Genomic DNA, 20,166 nt, shown 5'->3' with positions numbered 1-20,166 from the left:
GCAGGTGCGCAACGGCGCTACTGGATACAAAGCGGAGGCCGCGCATTTCTACGCGACCTCCATGCAGCCAAAGCTGGTCGTTTCAAACTGCCGGATCCGGATATTCGGATCAGAGGGCATCAGCCATGGCGGTGGCCTCCTTGATGTCCTTGGCACCGCCCTTATCACCGCCCGTGATCAGGCCCGCGCCGGGTCCGGCGCCAAGGTCAGCTCCAGTTGCAGGGTCCTTTGCCGGGTCCGACATAGTACGCGTCGCTAGTTTCTTGGCGACCGCAGCGCTGTCCTTATCGAGCTTGACCGACGCAGTGCCGTCGCCGCCGTCCATCGCCATCGCCTCGCCGAGGTCGTCTATCCGCTCCCACTGGTCGCCGCTGTTCCACGGACCTTCCATGTCGCCGTCGCCCTGCGAGCTGTTGACGTAGACGTTGGCGAAGCGCTCGATCCCCGGCAACTTGCCAGGCGGGAAATTATTCTCGATCGAATAAAGCGCTTTCTCGAAAGACTTCTGGTGGGCAATTTCACGGGTCATGAGAAAGCCGAGTGCGTCCTTGATGCCGGGGTCGTCGGTAATCGCGATCAATCGTTCGTAGACGATCTTGGCGCGGCTTTCGGCAGCAATGTTCGAACGCAGATCGCAGGTAGGATCGCCCTTCGTGTCAATGTAGGCCGCCGTCCACGGCACACCCGACGAGTTGGTCAGGGACGGTCCACCGCCGTAGAGCAGCGACTGTGTGTGGCTGTTCCCGCCTGAATTGATAGCCATGTAGAGATCGGCTTCCTCCATGGCAGCCTCCGACAATTGCGCCTTTACGCCTTTGTTGAGCATCGCGACGATTGAGCCGATGACTTCGAGGTGGCTTAGCTCCTCGGTCGCGATGTCGATCAGCAAATCCTTGCGCCCGGGATCGGACTCGCCAAGGCCCTGAGTGAAATAACGCATCGCCGCGGCAAGTTCCCCGTCGGGGCCGCCGAACTGTTCGAGCAGCAGGGAGGCGAGGGCCGGGTTCGGCTCCGCGACCCGAACGGTATATTGCAGGCGCTTGTTGTGCATGAACATGGACTTTGCTCCGGGCCGGGACGGCCTCGTACTGGTCAACCTGCGTCGGGGTCGGCGCGTTCCGAGAGTTTCGCGGGCGATATAAGACCGTATCACCGCCGCGAGTCTGGGTGTGGATAGGATCAACCGAAGCTGAAAAAGGCTCCGAGCAATATCGGCAGCATCAGGAACAACGCCACCAGGAACAGGACCAGCATGAAGATCCGCCCGACGCAGCCTCCCCCGCCGCGCCGCACCGGAACGGTCTCGCCATACTCGCGTCGCGCAGCGCGCTCCGATCGCGCGCGGGCGGCGGCCGTCATGGCGCCGATCAGGATGCGGAACGGGTCGTGGGCGGACCCAGTCCCGCGCGGCTCGGCCGTGGGGCCAGCGCTCCATGGCCCGGCTACGCTGTCCGTGTCGCGCGCGATTCGGGGCGTCCGGCGCGTCGGTGGCGGGCTGACCGCGGGGCGCTCGACCGGTTTTTCTTCCTCGCGGCGCGACGGCACTGGATCGCCGAAGCGCGCGCCACACTGCGGGCAGGTGGAGACTTCCAGCCACAATCCCGGTTTGTGGTTGAGGCAGAAGTAACGCACCGCTGCCTCGTGGCATGCCTCGCACTGGCCTTCCGTTGATTTCATCGTCCCGCAATTGGGACATCTGAGGACAACACCGCTCATTGCTGGCACTCCACGGGGGCCGGATCAGCGGGGGCTTCGGGCGGGGGGAAGACCGTCGCGACCAGCTCGGCGGGCAGGTGGAGGCGGTACAACCGCGGCAGGGATCTGGGAATGAAGCGGGCGAGCGTTGGCACCCGCTCATAGGGGCCGAATGTCTCGCGCGGCAGACGGCGCGACAAAGCGACGGTCGTCAGCATCGGATGCGCCTCGTAGGCGGGATAGACCATGAAGCGCTCCTCGGCGTGGTCGTGACCGCGGACGATGTGCGTCACCGGGCGGCCGAGGCGCGTGCTGAGCTCGCAGAAAGCGGCGAAGTCATCGCGTCCGAACTGGCTTCCGCGGGTGAAGCGGTTGGGCATCTTCTTGCGGGCGGTCGGGTGGGCACGGGTCCAGGTGAAGTCAGACAGGCAGGCCGGGTCGTTCCAGTCAGCGTTCGCCTCGAGGTGCGGATGGAGATCGATCAGCGGGAAGCCGGCGTGGGCGATGAGCAGCCCGTCGGGCAGGAACAAGGCGTGCGGCGCTTGGGCGAAAAAGCGCACCGCGAGCTTGCCCGCGCGCTCGATCCATTCATGGGCGAGATTGGCGTTGAGGAAGTCGGCGAAGTCGCCCGGCGACACGCTCGTGGCGAAACGGGTGCCGTCGTAAGACAGGGCCTCGTCATGGTTGCCGACGAGGACGCAAATGCGATCCGGCGCTTCGAGCACTAGTTCGAACACGCGAAGTAGCAATTCGAGGCCCAGTCCCTCGTCGTCGAACAGGTCGCCAAGCAGCACCATGTTCGGCGGCGGTGAGCCCTCGTCGTGTGCGCATCGGGCGATCAGGGTGAGCGAGGCTTCGAGCGCCAGCAGGTCGCCGTGCAGGTCGCCGATGATCCACAAGGGCGCCGCGGGATCGAGCTCGCCGACCTTAATCGCCTGGTCCTCGGCACCGGAGCGGTCGCGGTCGAACAGAAGCCCGGGTCCACCAGGACGGTCGAGCAAAGCCTCGAACCCTTCGACTGTCGCACGCATCCGCGAGCGGTCGGACGACCTCGTCACAGCCTCCCCAATCGGGGCCCAGTCGAGGTCGTGAACATCCTGAATTTCGGGCAAAGCAGCGATGGTGGGCTTGTCGGGTGGGGCCTCGCTCGGCGCGGGCTCGATCGCGGGGATGCGGTCGCCGGCGCACGGCTCGTCGGGGGTGCCGTGCTGATCGACCGCGACGTCGGGTTCGTCGTCCATCATGCCGCGCGCACGATGAGCGGAAGCTTGGCGACCTTTTTGGCCTCATTGCCGACCGCGATCTGGTCGCCACCCTGGAGCAATTGCGGGCCGGTCAGGGCCCGGCCGTTCACTAGGGTCTGGTTGGTCGTCGGCCCGGCGGGCTTGACGGACCATTGGCCGCCGGCGCCGCGCTCGAGGACGCATTGGCGCTCGTCCCAGAACTCAGCTTCGTCGCCAAATTGCCGCATCAGCCTCTTGCCGAGCTCGGTGCGGATGCGCAGCCGCAGCGTCCGGCCGCCCGGGGCGATTAGTTCGACGGCGTCGGACACCAGCGCCGGGCCGGGAGCGGCGGCGGGGGCCGGTGGGGAGGCGGGCCTTAGCGCCGCGGGTACGGGGGCAGCCGGCGCTGCGGTCGCGGCCTTGCGGTTGCGGCCGCTCAGGATCGCGCGCAGTTCGGTCGCGGTCGGGCGGCCCGCCGGGTTCGGGTCGAGGCAGCGATGCAGTGCGGCGCTGACGTCGGCATTGCTCGCGGGCCACGGCATCTGGCCCAGCAGCGCCGGCGGCCTGGCGGCGTAGCCCTGGACCTTGCGCGCATAGTCGGCCTGGTCCTCGGACCAATAGGGGTGATGGCCGGCTAACAGTTCGTAGAGGATCACGCCACAGGTGAACATGTCGGAGGCAAGCCCCGGCACCGCGCCGCGCGTCAAATGCTCGGGGGAGCGATAATTGTCGGTGCCGACATAGCCTTGGTGGCCGTGCCACGGCGGCCGGCGGTCCGCGAGCAGCGAAAAGTCCATGTCGATCAGCTTGAGCTGGAATTCCGACGCGATCGTCGGGTCCTCGATCAGATAGGCATTGGCGGGCTTTAGATCGGCGTGGACGATCTTGACGTCGTGGAGCGCCCCGACGCCAGCGACGAGCACCTTCGCCCAGGTCGCGTGGCGCTGCCAGATGGCGGGGTCGCTGGTCGGCGCCCGCTTCGTCGCGCGATGGCTTTCGCGCTCCTTGTCGAGCACTTGCTGCAGGTCGGCGCCATTCTCGACGAACTCGAACGCCTGGAAATAGCAACGGCCGCCCCACATTTCCTCGAACGAGTCGACGTGACCGACGGCGAAGTTGTCGGCCTTGCCGCGCACCACACGCGCCGCCACCTCCTTCTGATAGGCGACGAAGTCGGGGTACCAGACGACCGTCGGTGCCGGCGACTTGTACTGCTTCAAGAACACCTTGCGGCCGCTTGGGGCTACCGCGGCATAGGAAATCGCCATCATTCCGGGGCCGAACACCTTGACGATGCGATAGCCCCGGATGACGTCCCCGACCTTGAGTTTCTTTGCCATTTTTTGCCTACCGCCGCGGGCCGCGCGTCAAAGCGCGACCGTCTCGGCGGAGCGGGAGACGCTAGCGGCAAGCTGCTTGAGCGTGTTGCGGAAATTGACGGGGTCGGAGGTGAACTTCTGCAGGGCTTCCTGCGCGTTCAACCCTTCATATTCGACCACTTCCCATTCGGATTTGTCGATCTGGCTGAGGCGGTCATAGCCTTCGAAGTTGGGCGCGAAGATGCTGAGAATGACGCGGTTGGCCATGACGACGTTGGCGACGTCTTGCAGCGATCCGCCGCTCGCTTCGGGAATGCTCATCGTTTCCTTGAACGAGGCGTCGGTGAACACGACGACGACGCGCGCCGCGTCACTGCGGTAGCGCCACTTGGCGCCTTCGACGGTCTGCGCGCCCTTGGCCGTCGCCTCCATGGTGGCGACCTTGTACAGGGTGTCGAGCAGGGATTCGGGCTCGTCGCCACCGCCACTGGCCTGAAGCGCGGCAAGCTGGCCCTTGAGCTCGGCCGGATCGCGGACGAACTGGTTATCGACGATCCACGGCAGCCCGTCGCTTTCGGCGGCTTCGATGTCGCGGTAGCCGACGACCTTGGCCCGCCAGTCCTTGACCGGTGCCGCATTGTTGGCGTCGCCGCTCGCGAGAGTCCCGACGAAGGTCTCGATGTTCTGACGCAGCGCGTCGATGCACGGCGCCATGCTGCCGCTGATGTCGACGACGAACACGATATCGGCGACGCCCTTGGTCTTCTCGCGGCTCTGCGGCGCTTGTCCGCCTGCTGCTATCTCGGCGACCCCGGGGGAAGTGGAGTCTCCCACAGTCGCGCTCTCATCCGCGACGGGTGAAGCACCGGCATCGGGCGAGGCCGCTTCAGAAGCCTCGCCAAAAGGGCTTGTTTCAGCGGGGGGATGACCGTCTGATCCGCTCTCGACCGGCGGTGCTTCGGTCGGCAGGCTGGTGGTCGCTTCGTCGGCGCCAGGCGCAGTCGGATCGGTGCTCATCTCATTCTCCATTCATATTGGGCGCACGGAGGCGGTCCACTGCCTGAGCGAACGAGGACACTTGGCGATCGTTCCGAGCGGCAGTTCTCTAGTTGGTAAGATTGGGGAGGCGAACGGTCAGATTCACCTAGAGGGAGTACTCGAAATGGGTTTAAAGCGGTTGCGGTCCGGCTCTCGGAAAGAGTGTCCGCTTTTCGCCCTTGCCGCTCGAAAGCGGCCAGTCCGCTAGCGGCCAGGTTCCGCCGTTCTTCTTCGTGCCCATGTCGGTCGTTTAGGAGGAGGCTGACGTCTTTCCAGAGCTGCCATTTACAGTGGTATCTCTAAGGACAGGCCGTGTCGTATGGCGAATAGCGAGTTGACCGCGTTCGCATCCCGCCGCGCCGGCGGCACCCCATTTCTTGGTCTGCTTGACTTGTATCGACCGCATGCCCACCTTCCTGAGATGGATTGCATGCCGATTTTCCGGCGCTTTTGTGCGCATTCGGGCCAGCTCCTCGCGGGCTTCTAGCCCCAGGCCGCTCCGACAAGGTCGACGGTCTGGGGCAATTCACTTCGAGCGATGAATAGCGGACGTCACCTTGGTGACGCGGACTCGCGCATCGTGGCCCAACAAGAATCTCGCATTGGTATCATCATGCAACATGCTGAAAGGCGCCGCGGCGCCAGCAGACCCGCAATTCTGCTTTCCGACACCGATTATGACCTCATCGCCAGTTACGCGACGGGCCTTGAACAGGCGCAACCCGAGTTAGCCGACATGCTGTTCAAGGAAATCAACCGCGCGAGAATCTGTCCGGCCGCTAAGGTGCCGGACACGGTCGTCAAGTTGGGATCCAAGATCGCCTACTTCGACGATCGCAGCGGCGTTGTGCGCAACGTGCAACTGGTTCTGCCAGGCAAGGCCAACATCGACGAAGGCAGTATCTCGATTTTGACGCCCGTCGGCGCCGGGCTCATCGGCCTGCGCGCCGGGCAGTCGATCAACTGGCCGGGGCTCGACGGTAGCCCACGCATCCTCTCTGTGCTCGAAGTCATTTCGGCTGCTTAGCAACTTCGATTGCAATCTAACCGGCGGCCTTCGATCCCACGGCGGTCGTGTTACTATGCAGGATAAGGTTCGTGTTTTTTTCCAGATTCACCGCACTAGTTGGCAGCGTCGTCATGACCGCTGTCACGGCTTTCTATCTACCTGCGATATGGTCGATCCCATTCTTCGTCGTGGGGACCCTTTTGACCCTTCTGGGCCTCTACGACCTTGCCCAGCCGTTGCACTCTGTGCGCCGCAACTATCCGATCATCGGGCGCCTACGCTGGTTGTTCGAAGAAATTAGGCCTGAGATCCGCCAGTATCTGATCGAGGGCGACCAAGAAGAAACGCCGTTCTCGCGCAGTCAGCGCTCGCTGGTCTATGCCCGAGCCAAAAATGAGAGCAGCGATCGCGCATTTGGGACGATGCTCGACGTCTACAAGAACGGCTATGAATTCATTGCCCATTCGACCCGTCCGGCGATGCCGGCGGATCCAGCGACGTTCCGCGTCCTGATTGGAGGCGATGATTGCAAGCAGCCTTATTCGGCATCGATCTTCAATATCTCGGCGATGAGCTTCGGCTCCTTGAGTGCGAACGCCATTCTCGCGCTCAACAAGGGCGCGATGATGGGCGGTTTCGCGCATGACACGGGCGAAGGCAGCATCAGCCCCTATCATCGCGAACATGGCGGCGACCTGATTTGGGAAATCGGCAGCGGCTATTTCGGGTGCCGGACAGACGACGGGTCGTTCGATCCTGACGGCTTCGCTGAACAGGCCGACGACCCGCAAGTAAAGATGATCGAAATCAAGCTGAGCCAAGGCGCAAAGCCGGGCCACGGCGGGATCCTTCCGGCGGAAAAAGTCAGCGCCGAAATCGCGGACGCGCGCGGCGTGCCGATGGGGCGGGACTGCCTGTCCCCCGCCAGGCACAGCGCGTTTTCGACGCCGCTCGGCCTGATGGCCTTCATCGAAAAACTGCGCCGGCTGTCGGGTGGCAAGCCGGTCGGTTTCAAGCTGTGCGTCGGCCAGCCGTGGGAGTTCATGGGCATGGTCAAGGCGATGCGCGAGACCGGCGTCTATCCCGACTTCATCGTCGTCGACGGCGCCGAGGGGGGCACCGGGGCTTCGCCGCTCGAATTCTCCGACCATCTCGGCATGCCAATGCGTGAAAGCCTGCTGTTCGTGCACAATACGCTGGTCGGGGCTGGCATCCGCGAAAGGATTAAGGTCGGTGCCGCAGGCAAGATCATCAGCGGCTTCGATATTGCAGCGGTGCTTGCCTTAGGCGCCGACTGGACCAACGCCGGACGCGGCTTCATGTTCGCGCTGGGCTGCATCCAGTCGCTCAGCTGCCACACAAATCGCTGTCCGGTCGGTGTCGCGACCCAGGACCCGATGCGGCAGCGCGCACTTGTCGTGCCCGACAAGGCCGATCGGGTGCAAGCATTTCACCGCAACACGCTGAGCGCACTGGCCGACATGATTGCCGCGGCGGGCCTCGATCATCCGCGCGCGATCGGCCCGCGCCACCTCGTCCGACGCGTCAGCCCGACCGAAATCCGGATGTTCTCCCAACTCCACATCTACCTTGAGCCGGGCGAATTGCTGACTGACGCCCACGACCGCGACTTCTACAGCGCCGCGTGGCGCGCGGCCCGCGCCGACAGTTTCGAGCTTACGGCCTGACGTCGCGGCGAGCGCGAGCGAACGGTCAGATCCGTACCGGATAGCCGACGAACTTCTTCGGCTTGTCCATCAGCACATGCGTGTTGACGCGCTCGCCGCCGATGTCGCTCGCGGTCAGATGCTGGGCAATCGCGTTCCATTCGGCCATGTCCGCAACGACCACCTTAAGCAAATAGTCGAAGGCGCCGCTGACGTGCGATGCCTCAACGATCTGCTCGAAGCGCGCAATGCCAGCTTCGAAGCGGGCCAGATCGGCCGTGCCGTGAGCGTTGAGCGTGACTTCGGCGAACAGGACGAGGCCGATGTCGAGCACGAAGGGGTTGAGGCGGGCATGGTAACCTTCGATCACGCCCGCTTCCTCGAGCCGCCGGACGCGCGCCAGGCAAGCGCTTGGCGACAACGCGACGCGCTCCGCGAGCGCGTGGTTGGTGAGACGGCCTTCGGCCTGCAAATTGGCCAATATCCGCCGATCGATGCGATCCAGTCGTTGTGCTGCGTTCATGGCATTTAAACCGCAGAGTCTGCGGTGGGCGTCAAGAGGTTCTATGCCACCTGCGGCCGGCTTTGCCCTATTCCTCAGGTGGCTTCGAAATGTGCGAAGCCGGATCTTTAGGGAGACTAACCATGACCGTTCGTGAGAAGTCAGAAGTTGCAATTGTCGGGTCGACGATTGCATTCGGACTGCCGGCGTTGCTGGCAGTAGCCTCGCTCGTCGCGGGCTAAGCTGCGCAGGAGAGGCCGGATGTCGACACACGAAACTTTGATGCCTGCTCTGTTCATCGGACATGGCAGTCCGATGAATACGCTCGAACTGAATGGCTACACGCGGGCGTGGCGCCGGCTGGGCAAGGCCCTGCCGCGTCCGCGCGCCATCCTCGTGATTTCGGCGCATTGGTTTATCGGCGCTACGGCGGTAACGGCGATGGCCCGGCCCAGGACGATCCACGACTTTTACGGCTTTCCCGACGACTTGTTCGAGTTCGACTATCCGGCGCCGGGAATGCCCGAACTTGCCGGCGAAATTGCGGAAATTGTGAAGCCGCATTGGGTCGGCGCCGATCGCGATCAATGGGGCCTCGACCACGGCACATGGAGCGTGCTGACCCATCTCTTTCCGCATGCCGACGTGCCCGTCGTTCAACTGTCGATCAATGCTTTGAAACCGCTGGAGTATCACGTCGATGTGGGATTGAAGCTGTCGGCCCTGCGCCGCAGCGGAGTGCTGATCGTGTCGAGCGGGAATGTCGTTCACAATTTGCGGCGGATCGACTGGGACGACCCCGACGGCGGCGCCGACTGGGCGCAGCGGTTCGACGAAGCGGTCGCCGCGCAAATGAGCAGCGATCCGGCGCACATCCTTCGTGCCCTCGAGCATCAGGATTTCGACATGGCAGTGCCGACACCCGATCATTTCATTCCGTTGCTTTACACTGCCGGGCTGGCCGCGACCGATGGCGGCGCATCGGCGATCGTGCGCGGTTATGCGATGGGATCACTGTCGATGACCTGCTACGGCATCGGCATGGACGGACTGGACTGCGCGGAAGGCGACGGTGCGGCGTTATTGCCGGTGGGCGTTCCCGCCGACCAGACCAACATTTAGCAGCACAAGCCTAAGCCTGCTTCTCCAGCAGGCGCTGCAAGCCGAAGGCGACGCAATGACGCGGCGCGTCGGCGACGCGGGTCGTCACCGACGTCTCCAGTGAAATTTGCTTGGCCAGCAAGGCGCTCAGGCTGCCGCCACCGGTTAGCGTGATGCCGTCGTCCAATATGTCCTTCGACAGTTCGGCGGGCGTGTCGCGCAGCGTCTCGCGCACCATGTTGACGATCTCGGACACATGTTTCTGCCACACCGGCAATAGCTCGGATGCCGGCACCGGGAGCGCACGGGGCAGTCCAGACGCCGCGTCCAGCCCGCGCACCTCGACCGAGTCGTCTGACGCCGGGTTGGCCAGGAGCGCTGACAATTGGATTTTCATCGTCTCTGCCGCGGCGACCCCAATCTGAAACCGATGCTCGGAGTGGAGATGCTCGATCAGCGACCGGTTCAAGGCTTCGCCGCCCCCGCGAACCGAATTGGTCAGGCAGATCCCGCCAAGCGAAATCACGGCGGCTTCCGTCGTTCCGGCGCCACAATCCACAATCATCCGGCCGCGCGGTTGGTCGACGTCCAGCCCCAGGCCGATCGCCGCGAGCAGCGGCTCCGGCAGCAGTTCGGGCCGGCCAAAGCCGGCATCAGTCGCGGCGCTGAACAAGGCGCTGCGTTCGCTTTGCGTAGCATCCGCGGGAATACCGATGTGGGGACGAAGCCGGCCAAAGCGACGTTGTCCACCGATGGCCTGATTCACGAAGTAAAGCAGTTCGCGGGCCGCCGACATGTCGCTGAGTACGCCGTTCTTCAGGGGTCGCACGATCTTCAGCGGTTTGGTTACCCGACCGACATAGCTGTGCGCGACGTCGCCGGCCGAAATAAAGCGCGGCGCTGCGTCATAGCTTTGGAAGCAGCAGACGGACGGTTGATCGAAGACAATGCCGCCGCGTGCCGTCACGGCAATAGTATTGGCCGTGCCAAGGTCGATGCCGATCGCGCGGCGCGCAGCATTTGATTTCAACATTCACGTGTTCCTTCGGCGAGCCGTCGGCCAGGGAAACCGGCAACCTGACGTCTAGCATCCGGAGTCAATCGAACCGAGTCTCGCGTGAGGAAACCGTTACCCATCAAGGCCCCTAGAATCCGGCATCCCGTGCGGCCCAGCTGATTCTGCGGACTTCTTGTAATCATACAGTCGAATCTGCGGTATCGATCAACATCTTCCGAGCCACCTGCGGGCGCCGTCGAGCTAATACAATTGCACCGCAATGTCGCGGGCGTTTCGGAGAGACATAATGACCATTCGGGAAAAGTTCGAAGTTGTAGTTGTAGGCTCGACAATCGCTTTCGGCTTGCCAGCCGTGATAGCTTTTTCGTCCTTCATTGGTGGGTAAAGCGCCCTACCGTTTTATGTTTCGGGGAGATCGACGTGGCCAAGAAGATGATCATGATTAGCGTTATCTGCGTAACGGCGTTGTCAGGCGCTGCTTGGGCTCAAACCGGCCTTCTCACGCGGAATCCCACAGAGGCGCGTTCCGGACTTTATGTGCTAGATCCTGCTCACGGCAAAATCACTTGGTCAGTTAGCCACATGGGATTCTCGACGTATGCGGGGCAATTCACCAATGTGTTCGCAAACCTCGACTTGAACGTTGAAAAACCGTCAGCAAGCCGCCTGAATGCGACGGTCATGATGGAAAGTGCCGGGACGTTCAGCAAAGGTCTGGATCAACATCTTCAGACCGCGGATTTCTTCGATACCAAGAACCACCCGGCGACCACATTTCGTGCGTCCAGCATTCGGATTGTCGATCGAGATACAGCCAGTATTTCGGGCGATCTGACATTGCGCGGCGTTACGCGTCCAATCGTCATCAAAGCCGATTTCAATCAGGCCGGCGTCAGTCCCGCCGACAAGAAGTATACCGTTGGCTTCGACGGAGAGGCGAAAATCAAGCGGTCGGACTTTGGCATCATTTATGGGCTGCCGCTGCTGGGTGACGAAGTCACTCTGCGACTGGAGGCCGAATTTAAACTGCAGGAGCCCTCGTAAGTCGGCGGCACAAACGTCATTCGGAGACCTTTTGAGCGTAATTATTACATCGAACCACCTGTGCCCTACCAAGGACGGCCCGACGCTTGGGTAGGCGATGTGCGAACTCCAATTAGTGCGCCGGCAACGGCCGCCATGCGTAGACAGCAGACCGTTCGCAATTGGCCGATCGCGGACGATCTGCTTGTTGGCGAGGCCCGCGAGAAGCGGACGTTGCTCGAATGGTTCCGCGCAAACGGCCTCTCTCGACAACCGCGGAGGTCGCAGACAGACCTCAAACGCTGAACGAGGATAGGATGGGGCAAGGTCCCTTCGATCCCTCACCACACTCGGTGGCGAGCCTTTTGAGCGAGTTTCGAGCAGCTCTCAGTTCAGCAATCTTCGCATCGAGAGCCTCGACGCGACTTACAGCCAGGCTTCTCGCTCGGCTGCGATTCTGGCCTGCATCCAGCATCAGGAGCTCCTTGATCTCCTCCAGGGTAAAGCCCGCTGTCTGAGCCCGCTTGATGAACCGCAGGCGGCGCAGGTCTTCTGACCCATAGCGCCTGATTCCGCTCTCGCGAGTTGGCTGCGCCAGCAGACCTTTGCGCTGGTAGAAACGAATGGTTTCCACCCCCACGCCACCGGCGGCAGCAAGCGTGCCAATTGTTAGCGAAGACACCCTTTGACTCTGTACCATAGTACGGGACCTATATAGCTGCCGACATCATTTCAAGGAGATTAGAAATGTCGGGCACGACCAATAATCCGGTCACAGCAAAAAAGGCGGTGATCCACAGAATGGTCATGCCTTCTCATACCTGCCCATACGGGCTCAAAGCGGTCGATCTTCTCAAAGCTCCGGATACGAGGTGGAAGACCACCACCTTACTACGCGAGAGGAAACTGACGCCTTTAAGGCGGAACATGGAGTCGCGACGACCCCTCAAACCTTCATCGGCGGCAAGCGCATCGGCGGCTACGACGACTTGCGCCGCTTCCTAGGCAAGCACGTGGCGGACCCAAAGGCCTTGAGCTACACCCCCGTTTTCGTCCTGTTCGCCATGACCGCGCTGATGGCTGCGGGCGCAACCTATGCGGTCACCGGAAGCGTTCTCACGATCCGCGCCGTGGAGTGGTTCATAGGCTTCTCGATGGTCGTGCTGGCGCTCCTGACGCTCCAGAATGTCGAGAGCTTCGCCACCATGTTCTTGAATTACGACCTGCTGGCGAAGCGGTGGGTGGCGTACAGCTATATATATATCCATTCGCGGAAGGTTTCGCCGGCGTTCTCATGGTGGCCGGGGCTCTTAGTTGGTTGTCAGTTCCAATTGCGCTCTTCATTGGTACGATCAGCGCGATTTCGGTCTTCAAGGCCGTGTATATCGACAAGCGCGAGCTGAAGTGCGCTTGCGTCGGCGGCTCCAGCAACGTCCCTCTCGGCTTCGTCTCGCTCACAGAAAACCTGATGATGATCGCAATGGCCATATGGATGGCCGTCGGTCCCTTGGGTCTCACAGGTGCAGGTGTTCATTTATGACCCACCCAGTGTCTCCTTCCACAGTAGAAGCCGCAACGCCGGCGGAAACTGGCCGGAAGCAGACGGGTCCGCTTTTGAGACGTTGGGCGATTAAATCCGACGTTCGCCTAGGCTGCGATAGGGTGACCTCTCTCCACCCATCGCGGACATTCGGATGGGCCCTTTGCACGACAAGGTTCAGTTTTGTCCTGCTAAGCGCATCGGCATGAATGTATCTGCCTTTATTCTTCCGTTCGGACTGGCAGCCTGTGCTAGCGCCGGATCGATCCCGCCCGCCGCGCATCCGCATGAGGATGTTCGGCCTCCGGTCGTTACTGACGACCTGCGCGGAAGGTGGTCAATCCTGTCCGTAAACGGGCAGGCGGCGTCAGGCGCCTGGCTGGAGCTTGGCGCCGAGGGCCCGCCCGTAGCAGCGCAGCGACCGGACGGTTCCTTTAACATCGGCGCTCCAAGGGCGACAACGACGGCATTCTTGGGCTGCAACTCGCTTCAGCTTAACGGCTGGACACGCAATGGTGACAAGCTTGCGCTGGGAATCGATGGGTCCATGAGAACAGAGCGGGGTTGTGACGAGCGGATCATGGCGCAAGAGGAGCAGGGTTATGCAATCCTGCGTCTGCCAGTCACTATGGAGCTGACGCCCCCGGACCGGCTCCGCATAGTGAATGAGAACGGCACCATGGATCTCATCCGCTAGCAAAGCGCCGTCTACGTCTTTGAAAAGAATCTGCGCGGCGCTAACCAACCGTCCGCTAACGATCCGTTGCGGTATTGGCAGTTGGCTAGGTTCCCCTCATGACCCGCACCTTTCGCACACTGGCGGTGATGCTGCTCAGCCCACCGCTCATCCTCTACCCACTCGCTCAAGCTCACATTTTGCTGAGTGGATCGCCGGGCTGGTGGCTTGCTACCGTCCTTATCTCAGTTTGGGTCATAGGCATGGCCGCGCTGCTTGCGTCTGGGTGGCGACGTAGCGTCATTGCCTTAGTAGGCTCAGTGTATACGCTCGTTTCTTTCCTTACCCTGCCAATGATGGCCTTGTCAGCTTCATGCGTCGTCGGGCCATGTCTCTGACGCAACGTCCGATTGCCACCCATCGCGGACATCAGCGCGTCAGGTCGATCGAAGGTAAGCTTTGGGTGGGAAGCGAACGTGGGATTCACTTCTCAATCAGGTGAGAACACCAAACAGCCACTGTCCAAGAGCCCTCTGGATGCCCTGATCGAAGAACATCACCTCTATCGTTTGTTCAATCAGGAGCGCCGGCGCGATGATCAGCCAAACAGGATGAACCTTGCCGCATTTCCACTGGTCGCGGGCGGCCGCGAATAGAATGGGGGAATAAGCAAGCACCAGGGCCAGCCAGATCTCCGGATTGGGAACTTCTGGAAACCAATGCCGCAAGCGAAAAAAGCTGGCCACAGCACATGGATGGTCGCAAGCAATACGAGCCTTTTGTGCCAGTCCGGGCGCTTGCGATTTAGAATCGCCGCCCCGACCAGCACCACGAAAAGTGTGAGCCCAGTTGCCGTGCCGGAAAGGGCCGAGGTGGCGGCGGTGCCCTGTTCGGGAATATCTCTTTCAGCAGCCCAAAGTGCGGTGCTTATGCCGCTGGCTCAGATCACCAGCGCGAGGGGAACCGCTGTCTGGCCCAGTCGTCGATGAAGTGGCGTTCGGCGCCATTTCACCAGTGCCGCCTGGCCAATGAACAACAAGACCCAAGCCAGCGAAGCAGCGCCATGCAGATGGACGAACCAAGGAGCAGAAAAGTTTCCACGAGCGATCGGCAGACCGTAGGTGTATCCAAAGCCGAGGGCGACGACCATCAGGCCAATGAGCCCAACTACCAAGTAGAATGGTGTCGCCCTATCCCGCGCCCATAGATTGGCCATCGATCGATTTGCCCCCCGATGGCAGTGTGACCGTGGGCGCGCATGTCCGCAATGGGTCGAAAGCGGTCGTCCCTGACCTAGCTGAACGAGTGACCGAAGCTGCTAACCCTCGGCCCTAAAGCCGACTGTCTGCTTTCGGCCAGGTCGAGCCATCGGGCTAGATCAGATCTGCCCGCGATCGCTACGGCGGGTTGGGGTGGCGGGTGGACGAGCTACGTCGGTGAGATCGGAGGCTTCACGTTCCCAAATCGCGCAAGGGAGGATTCCCTGCGGATGGTTTCCAGTGCTGGTAGCACATGTTCAAGCAGTTCAAGTCGTCGGCACGGATACATGGCTGGCACCATGCTATCCCAACGGTCGAACCATTCTGGCTGCCTCGCCCAGCCTCCAGGCGGAAGTTCCACGGTGCCTCGGCCCGAGGTGGTGATGAAGAGGGGCTGGAGATCGTTCAGGCGATGGAGCTCAATAACACCTTCAGGTCTTGCTTTCCCGTCTCGCCAGACCTCCAAGCCGCGTTGTGTCAGCTTGTAGCTGATGCGCTTTCTCAGAGCGGCATCGTGGTAAAATCGCCCCACTATGACGTAAGCTAGCACAGCAAGTGAGAGCGCAAAGAAGAACCAATGCTCCCCTTTTATGCTCATGAAAAGCACGACTGCGCCCACAAGAGTGTAGGTTGCAGTGTGGCCGAAGTCTTGCGGCCGCCACGCTAAGCCCTGCGCAGGCCGACCACTCCAAATTACATGATTATCGCCCTCAGACACGAGCACATACTCTCGCAAAGAGCGCATGTCCGCAATGGGTCGCAAGCCGATATTGCACAGAGATAACGATGAGTTCAATGCGGTATGCGCTACTCCATTATGTTTGCTGCGTTGTTGCTTTCCGGCTGCCAGCCATCGCAGTCGGATCAAACCGTCTCCCCGCTTTTTGGGGCCCCGAGAGTGTTTGCTGGCAAGTGGGAAGGACACTGGGAATACACGGCGTTCAGGGAATGCGGCATGCCCGAGAACTGCGTTAAGGCAGTTACTGATTGCGGTGTGGAGGTAGCCCAATCTGCAAGAGCCGATTTAAGGAGCCTTATGCCAGACCCCACGGGCCACTACTGGGTCGAGTTCCTTGGTAGGAGCCGAAGGTCAGCACCTGCGGAACTCGCTGATAATCTTCGCCCGCAAGAGTGCCTAGTAGAGGTGCAGCGCATGCTTAGGGCGTGCGTGAGCATCAGCCCAGTCTATCCCAATGATGAGGAGCGGCGCCCGTCATGCGCATCGGTACGCAGCCAGACACCAAGAGCTCAAGCTGACACGTAATGTCCGCAAGGGGTGGAAAGCGGACATTGGATCCGCCGCTCATTCAATCGTGTCGCGCGTAGCTGGTCAGTTCTTCACCTGCACGCCACACATACCGGCTTCATAGGTTCTTCCCCAATCGCGCTTTGCGGTTGAGATGAGCGCGACACTTGCCAACGGCTCCCGATTGCGAGTCTCAAGGCGGACACCGACGTCCCCACTTGTAGTCTGCTGGATCATGATCGTGTCAGACATATCCCAGCCGCCGAGGCCGTCGGGGGTGCTGACCCGGCTCATGACTAGGCTAGGTTGCCGGAGATACGCGAGCGCAGGATCGGCAGAAACAATCCGCCCATTTGGCTGTGGGAAGTTCCCCACTTGAACCCGCAGCCGAGCGACCCGTCCGACCGCATTCACCAAGCGGCAGTCGGCTACATACTCGGGTGGCAGTTCCGTTCTTTCGGCTTGCGGCGGTGGGAGCGGCGTACCGGGGGCCGAGCCTACCCCAACCAGCTGTGTAAGAAGGGGTAGCAGGAACATGGCGCACCTCGGTGGAGACAGTCGGCTAGGCTAGAGCCAGGCAGGACGGCTTGTCGAGAGTGCTGAAAACTCGCCTTTGAAACGTGCGGGAATGCTCGCGTTCGGTCGACGTCAGACGCTCAGCTTCAATGTCGCGATCGGTGGAAAGCGGACATCGGTCAGTGCCGATCGGGGCTACTTGCATAAGACTATTGGGGGAGTCACACTGTCCGTCGCTTACCTTTCGGCAGGAGCAACGCGTGTTTAGTAATCTTATCGTGGCTGTCTCGGCGCTTGTTGTCGCGGACCCTTCGAATGTCGCGGTCGAAGCCGCCGCTGGTGAATGGGTTGCTTTGGTGGACCAGCAAAAGTGGGCCGACAGCTGGAGCGAGGCCGGTGCGCTTTTCCGGTCCCAGATTACCAGCGTACAGTGGGCTGCTGCAGTACAGCCGGTTCGAACACCATTGGGAGTTGTTCATTCTCGGAAACTCCAGAAGGTCACGCCCACCAAATCGCTCCCCGGCGCACCCGATGGTGATTATCGGATCGTGGAGTTTCGGACGGCCTTCGCCAACAAAGCCGACGCTTTTGAAACGGTAATACTCGCTCGCGAGGCTTCCGGGTGGGCGGTGAACGGGTACTTCGTTCGCTGATAGTCCAAATGTCCGCAATGGGTCGAAAGCGGACAGTCTCCGTTTGACCCTTAACAGGCGTTTGCGACGGGAATTGCCCCTGCTCAACCTGTCCACAGAAATCCTACAGTGCAAGCACTTCGATGTTCCCGAATCGTTCTCGTCCGCGTAGCGGGCAGGAATGTCGACCAAGCACGTCCACACTGCCGGCGATCTCGTGCGCTTTAAATGTGCGCTCAAGATCGATTGTGGAGCCTGTGGTTACGGAACGACGGTTGACGGCTTTGATCTCGCCCGCGCGTGCGGGAATGGATGCTTGGCGGACATTAGGGAGCGATTAAAATGTTCGAGATGTGGCGCGAAAGAAGCGCGGACGACGTTACTTAGCCCGCCGGCGCCAAGATGAGGATCAAGACAAGGCCATTTTTTTCGTCAGCAAGGAATATTGTCACGGGTTTGCCCGCGCCGCGGTGTTCCTGTTCTTCCGCCTCGTAATGGTCAGGCTGTGATCGATCAGGAATCAAGGCGTCCTGATCGTCCACTCGACGAATATAGGCAGCGCTTTAGTGTCGTTACCGGGTTTTTATCACACCGAACGGCTGCCGCGGCATTGCTGCATCGACGCGGATTGCCATGCGGCCCTCTGCCTCGCTCAAAGCAGTAAAGGATGATCCAAGAATCGTCATTTGCTTGGGCAGATCGGTCGTCTTGAAATAGATGGGATCGGTGATCCGCTCCTGCTTCTCGGCGGTCCCGAAGGCGATCATGAAATTCTCTCGCCCATAGATGTTGAAATAATTGCGCCGTTCGATCGCGACAAACGCACCGAGAGTTGAAGTGGCCGGGTCGGCACGCGAATAAGCGATTGGCGCGGCAAGGGGCGTCGTCCGCCTTGGCATTCGTCCAATGATCATAACGAGCGCAGGAGCCTGCGACGCCGTTCGAAATGTTGCGTCGAAGCGCCCATCCCGATCGGAATCGAGGAAGCAGCCTTGCGGACTTCCGCCAATCAGACCCACCGAATGGAGCCGTGCATCGCAGAAGATTGCGCCGGGGCCACCGTCGACCTCTAACAACTCTGTCCCGGATGCTAGATTGAAGCCGGCTTCGCCAGTCGTGACAGGCCGTGAAAGCCTCACAAGTCCCGACGGGAGCAGCCGTTGCTTCAAGACATGCTCTTTAGATGCGAGTTGGCGCACGCCGATCGGCGGCGCAACCGGCTCAATCCACCAAGTCGTGCTGAGTTGAGCGCGCTGCGAAAAGGCTGGCGACGCAAGAGAGCTTAAAAGGCCAAACGCGATGAGTGACCTAGATAAATTTGCAAACATCCCGAACCCTTCAAACATGGGGCCAATCAACGTGCCGACAATCAAGGGCCTTTGATACGGGCGTCAATGCGTTTCACAAGATACTGCGACAGCCACCGTCCGCTTTCCACTCATTGCGGACCTGCGCCTGCTCTGCGAAAGACCGATGCGTGCAGATCATCAAAGCGCTCGTCTTTTTTGGAATGGCGATCCAGGTCTCATCCGGGATCTGCGCTGAATCCAAAGCTCCACGCTCCACCACCCCTGGCGCTGCCGCCTGCGATAATCGCGCGCAAGATGAGGGACGACCGTATTCGCTCTGCTTGGCGGAGCTCCAGTTTCGAGCTTCTGAGACGGAAATGAATCGGCACTGGATTGTCGCCCTAGCGCAAGAACGAGCCGTCAAAGGGCCAGGGGCTGCACGGCGATTGCGGACGGAGCAACGAGCATGGCGAGATGTCCGAAACGCCGAATGTGCAAGGGTCGCACAGGCCGGAAGAGCCACTTACTTTGCTATCAATGAGCTGGGTTGCTTGACGAGCTGGACCACGAGGCGCGCAGACTTTCTGCAAGCGCTAGCCATCTCCAAGCGCTAGCGCCGGCAACACACTCCTCAGGGCCGCAGTTTCGCAGAGATGCTTAGTCGAGGAACATGAACATTGTGCTGATCTGGATCGCCATCGTGAGCTTTGCCGCGATGCTGGGTGCGTTGATCAGTTTGATATCGACAGCGTGGGTTCGCCGATCGGGAGTCACTCTCGCCTGCGTTATCCCTTTATTGATGCTGCTGGGTGTCGCTTTCCGCGATGGTTGCATGCCAGCGATAACACCTTGGTTGTGGATGCAGGCAAGCTGCCAAAGTTGGGGCATGCTGCTGGCCCTCTCAGTCGCCATCGTGCCGCTTTGGGCTTTGATTGTGCTCTTAGGAGCATGGTTGGGACGGCGGATGCTTCGCGCCCGCTAAGCGTCGGTACTTAGCGCGCTGGAATGCGCCGTTCTTCTTCCAATCTACCGGCCAGAATGTTTTCTACCCGATAGACAACTATCGCGTCACGCCCTTCTGGCGTCGGCTCCTCGCCTTCGTTCAGCATTTGGCCAATGATGCGACACTGAGGAAAGTATCCTTGATATCCAAAGTCGCTCACTTTGACGATGGCCACTCGCGGCATCTTCCGCTCAGCGGGATACTCTTGCTAGGCATGCCGCCAACTTAAACGTCATCTGATTGTGAGCAATAGGTGGAGAGCAGACCGTCCGCAATGGGCGGAAAGCTGACATTATGCTCTCCCTGCTCGCCTGAGTTTTTGATTAGCGGCGACCCTTTGCCCGTTCCCGCGCCTCCGAAACCGCATCCGAGACCTCGAACACGGAACTTCGCTTGCAGTTGACGACGAA

21 protein-coding genes and 1 pseudogene are annotated in these 20,166 nt (G+C 60.9%); 9 read left to right on the top strand and 13 right to left on the bottom strand.

Annotation, left to right across the window (positions count from 1 at the left end; all coding sequences use genetic code 11):
- Positions 1-109: 109 nt before the first annotated feature.
- The 5 genes from SH584_RS02910 to SH584_RS02890 form a co-directional block, all read right to left on the bottom strand.
- Positions 110-1,057: a manganese catalase family protein gene (locus tag SH584_RS02910; RefSeq protein ID WP_324808419.1), complete on the bottom strand. Its 948-nt coding sequence runs from the start codon at positions 1,055-1,057 to the stop codon at positions 110-112.
- A gap of 122 nt (positions 1,058-1,179) precedes the next feature.
- Positions 1,180-1,677 carry a hypothetical protein gene (locus tag SH584_RS02905; protein WP_324808417.1) on the bottom strand — a complete coding sequence of 166 codons (498 nt, stop codon included), beginning with the start codon at positions 1,675-1,677 and terminating at the stop codon, positions 1,180-1,182.
- 35 nt (positions 1,678-1,712) lie between these two features.
- Positions 1,713-2,936 carry a metallophosphoesterase gene (locus tag SH584_RS02900; RefSeq protein WP_324808416.1) on the bottom strand — a complete coding sequence of 408 codons (1,224 nt, stop codon included), beginning with the start codon at positions 2,934-2,936 and terminating at the stop codon, positions 1,713-1,715.
- Positions 2,936-4,258, bottom strand: coding sequence for a protein kinase domain-containing protein (locus tag SH584_RS02895; RefSeq protein ID WP_324808415.1), 1,323 nt, complete (start codon positions 4,256-4,258; stop codon positions 2,936-2,938). Before SH584_RS02895 ends, SH584_RS02900 begins: the two co-directional genes overlap by 1 nt.
- A 27-nt stretch (positions 4,259-4,285) precedes the next feature.
- Positions 4,286-5,254, bottom strand: a complete 969-nt coding sequence (locus SH584_RS02890; protein ID WP_324808413.1) for a vWA domain-containing protein — start codon at positions 5,252-5,254, stop codon at positions 4,286-4,288.
- Positions 5,255-5,813: 559 nt separating this feature from the next.
- On the opposite strand from SH584_RS02890, the gene rnk reads away from it, so the two are divergent.
- A complete protein-coding gene (rnk, locus tag SH584_RS02885; protein ID WP_324808411.1) occupies positions 5,814-6,302 on the top strand; it encodes a nucleoside diphosphate kinase regulator in 489 nt (162 codons plus the stop codon).
- 113 nt (positions 6,303-6,415) lie between these two features.
- Complete coding sequence (locus tag SH584_RS02880) at positions 6,416-7,972, top strand: FMN-binding glutamate synthase family protein (RefSeq protein ID WP_416385146.1); 1,557 nt, start codon at positions 6,416-6,418, stop codon at positions 7,970-7,972.
- 25 nt (positions 7,973-7,997) lie between these two features.
- Here the strand turns inward: SH584_RS02880 and SH584_RS02875 are convergent, their stop codons facing one another.
- On the bottom strand, positions 7,998-8,474 hold the full coding sequence (locus SH584_RS02875; protein ID WP_322842691.1) for an Lrp/AsnC family transcriptional regulator: 477 nt from the start codon (positions 8,472-8,474) through the stop codon (positions 7,998-8,000).
- 261 nt (positions 8,475-8,735) lie between these two features.
- Here SH584_RS02875 and ygiD point away from each other — a divergent pair, with 261 nt between their 5' ends.
- A complete protein-coding gene (gene ygiD / locus SH584_RS02870; RefSeq protein WP_324808407.1) occupies positions 8,736-9,575 on the top strand; it encodes a 4,5-DOPA-extradiol-dioxygenase in 840 nt (279 codons plus the stop codon).
- A 10-nt stretch (positions 9,576-9,585) separates the two neighbouring features.
- On the opposite strand, the gene SH584_RS02865 is transcribed toward ygiD, so the two are convergent.
- Positions 9,586-10,587 (bottom strand): rod shape-determining protein, encoded by a 1,002-nt coding sequence (locus SH584_RS02865; protein WP_324808405.1) that lies wholly within the window; start codon positions 10,585-10,587, stop codon positions 9,586-9,588.
- Between the two features lie 405 nt (positions 10,588-10,992).
- On the opposite strand from SH584_RS02865, the gene SH584_RS02860 reads away from it, so the two are divergent.
- A complete protein-coding gene (locus SH584_RS02860) occupies positions 10,993-11,616 on the top strand; it encodes a YceI family protein (protein ID WP_322842688.1) in 624 nt (207 codons plus the stop codon).
- 274 nt (positions 11,617-11,890) lie between these two features.
- Here the strand turns inward: SH584_RS02860 and SH584_RS02855 are convergent, their stop codons facing one another.
- A complete protein-coding gene (locus SH584_RS02855) occupies positions 11,891-12,295 on the bottom strand; it encodes a MerR family transcriptional regulator (RefSeq protein WP_324808403.1) in 405 nt (134 codons plus the stop codon).
- A 47-nt stretch (positions 12,296-12,342) separates the two neighbouring features.
- Here SH584_RS02855 and SH584_RS02850 point away from each other — a divergent pair.
- Together SH584_RS02850 and SH584_RS02845 are read left to right on the top strand one after the other, a co-directional pair.
- Positions 12,343-13,135, top strand: a pseudogene (locus SH584_RS02850) (MauE/DoxX family redox-associated membrane protein).
- Positions 13,136-13,298: 163 nt separating this feature from the next.
- Positions 13,299-13,832: an META domain-containing protein gene (locus tag SH584_RS02845; RefSeq protein WP_324808401.1), complete on the top strand. Its 534-nt coding sequence runs from the start codon at positions 13,299-13,301 to the stop codon at positions 13,830-13,832.
- A 473-nt stretch (positions 13,833-14,305) separates the two neighbouring features.
- Here the strand turns inward: SH584_RS02845 and SH584_RS02840 are convergent, their stop codons facing one another.
- The 3 genes from SH584_RS02840 to SH584_RS02830 all read right to left on the bottom strand — a co-directional run bounded on the left by SH584_RS02840 (position 14,306) and on the right by SH584_RS02830 (position 16,610).
- Positions 14,306-14,557, bottom strand: coding sequence for a hypothetical protein (locus tag SH584_RS02840; protein WP_324808399.1), 252 nt, complete (start codon positions 14,555-14,557; stop codon positions 14,306-14,308).
- Positions 14,558-14,751: 194 nt separating this feature from the next.
- Entirely contained in the window at positions 14,752-14,961 is a 210-nt protein-coding gene (locus SH584_RS02835; protein WP_324808397.1) for a hypothetical protein, read from the bottom strand.
- A 1,439-nt stretch (positions 14,962-16,400) separates the two neighbouring features.
- Entirely contained in the window at positions 16,401-16,610 is a 210-nt protein-coding gene (locus SH584_RS02830; RefSeq protein ID WP_324808396.1) for a hypothetical protein, read from the bottom strand.
- A gap of 482 nt (positions 16,611-17,092) precedes the next feature.
- Between SH584_RS02830 and SH584_RS02825 the strand changes: the two genes are divergently transcribed.
- Complete coding sequence (locus tag SH584_RS02825; protein WP_324808394.1) at positions 17,093-17,485, top strand: DUF4019 domain-containing protein; 393 nt, start codon at positions 17,093-17,095, stop codon at positions 17,483-17,485.
- 551 nt (positions 17,486-18,036) lie between these two features.
- Here SH584_RS02825 and SH584_RS02820 read toward each other — a convergent pair.
- A complete protein-coding gene (locus tag SH584_RS02820; RefSeq protein WP_324808392.1) occupies positions 18,037-18,810 on the bottom strand; it encodes a hypothetical protein in 774 nt (257 codons plus the stop codon).
- 164 nt (positions 18,811-18,974) lie between these two features.
- On the opposite strand from SH584_RS02820, the gene SH584_RS12680 reads away from it, so the two are divergent.
- Positions 18,975-19,367 (top strand): lysozyme inhibitor LprI family protein, encoded by a 393-nt coding sequence (locus tag SH584_RS12680; protein ID WP_416385162.1) that lies wholly within the window; start codon positions 18,975-18,977, stop codon positions 19,365-19,367.
- Positions 19,368-19,423: 56 nt separating this feature from the next.
- Positions 19,424-19,735 (top strand): hypothetical protein, encoded by a 312-nt coding sequence (locus tag SH584_RS02815; RefSeq protein ID WP_324808390.1) that lies wholly within the window; start codon positions 19,424-19,426, stop codon positions 19,733-19,735.
- 10 nt (positions 19,736-19,745) lie between these two features.
- Here the strand turns inward: SH584_RS02815 and SH584_RS02810 are convergent, their stop codons facing one another.
- A complete protein-coding gene (locus SH584_RS02810; RefSeq protein WP_324808389.1) occupies positions 19,746-19,931 on the bottom strand; it encodes a hypothetical protein in 186 nt (61 codons plus the stop codon).
- Between the last annotated feature and the right edge of the window lie 235 nt (positions 19,932-20,166).

This window comes from Sphingomonas sp. LY29 (assembly GCF_035593985.1).
Classification (GTDB): domain Bacteria; phylum Pseudomonadota; class Alphaproteobacteria; order Sphingomonadales; family Sphingomonadaceae; genus Sphingomicrobium.
This window is presented reverse-complemented; position numbering and strand designations above follow the sequence as displayed.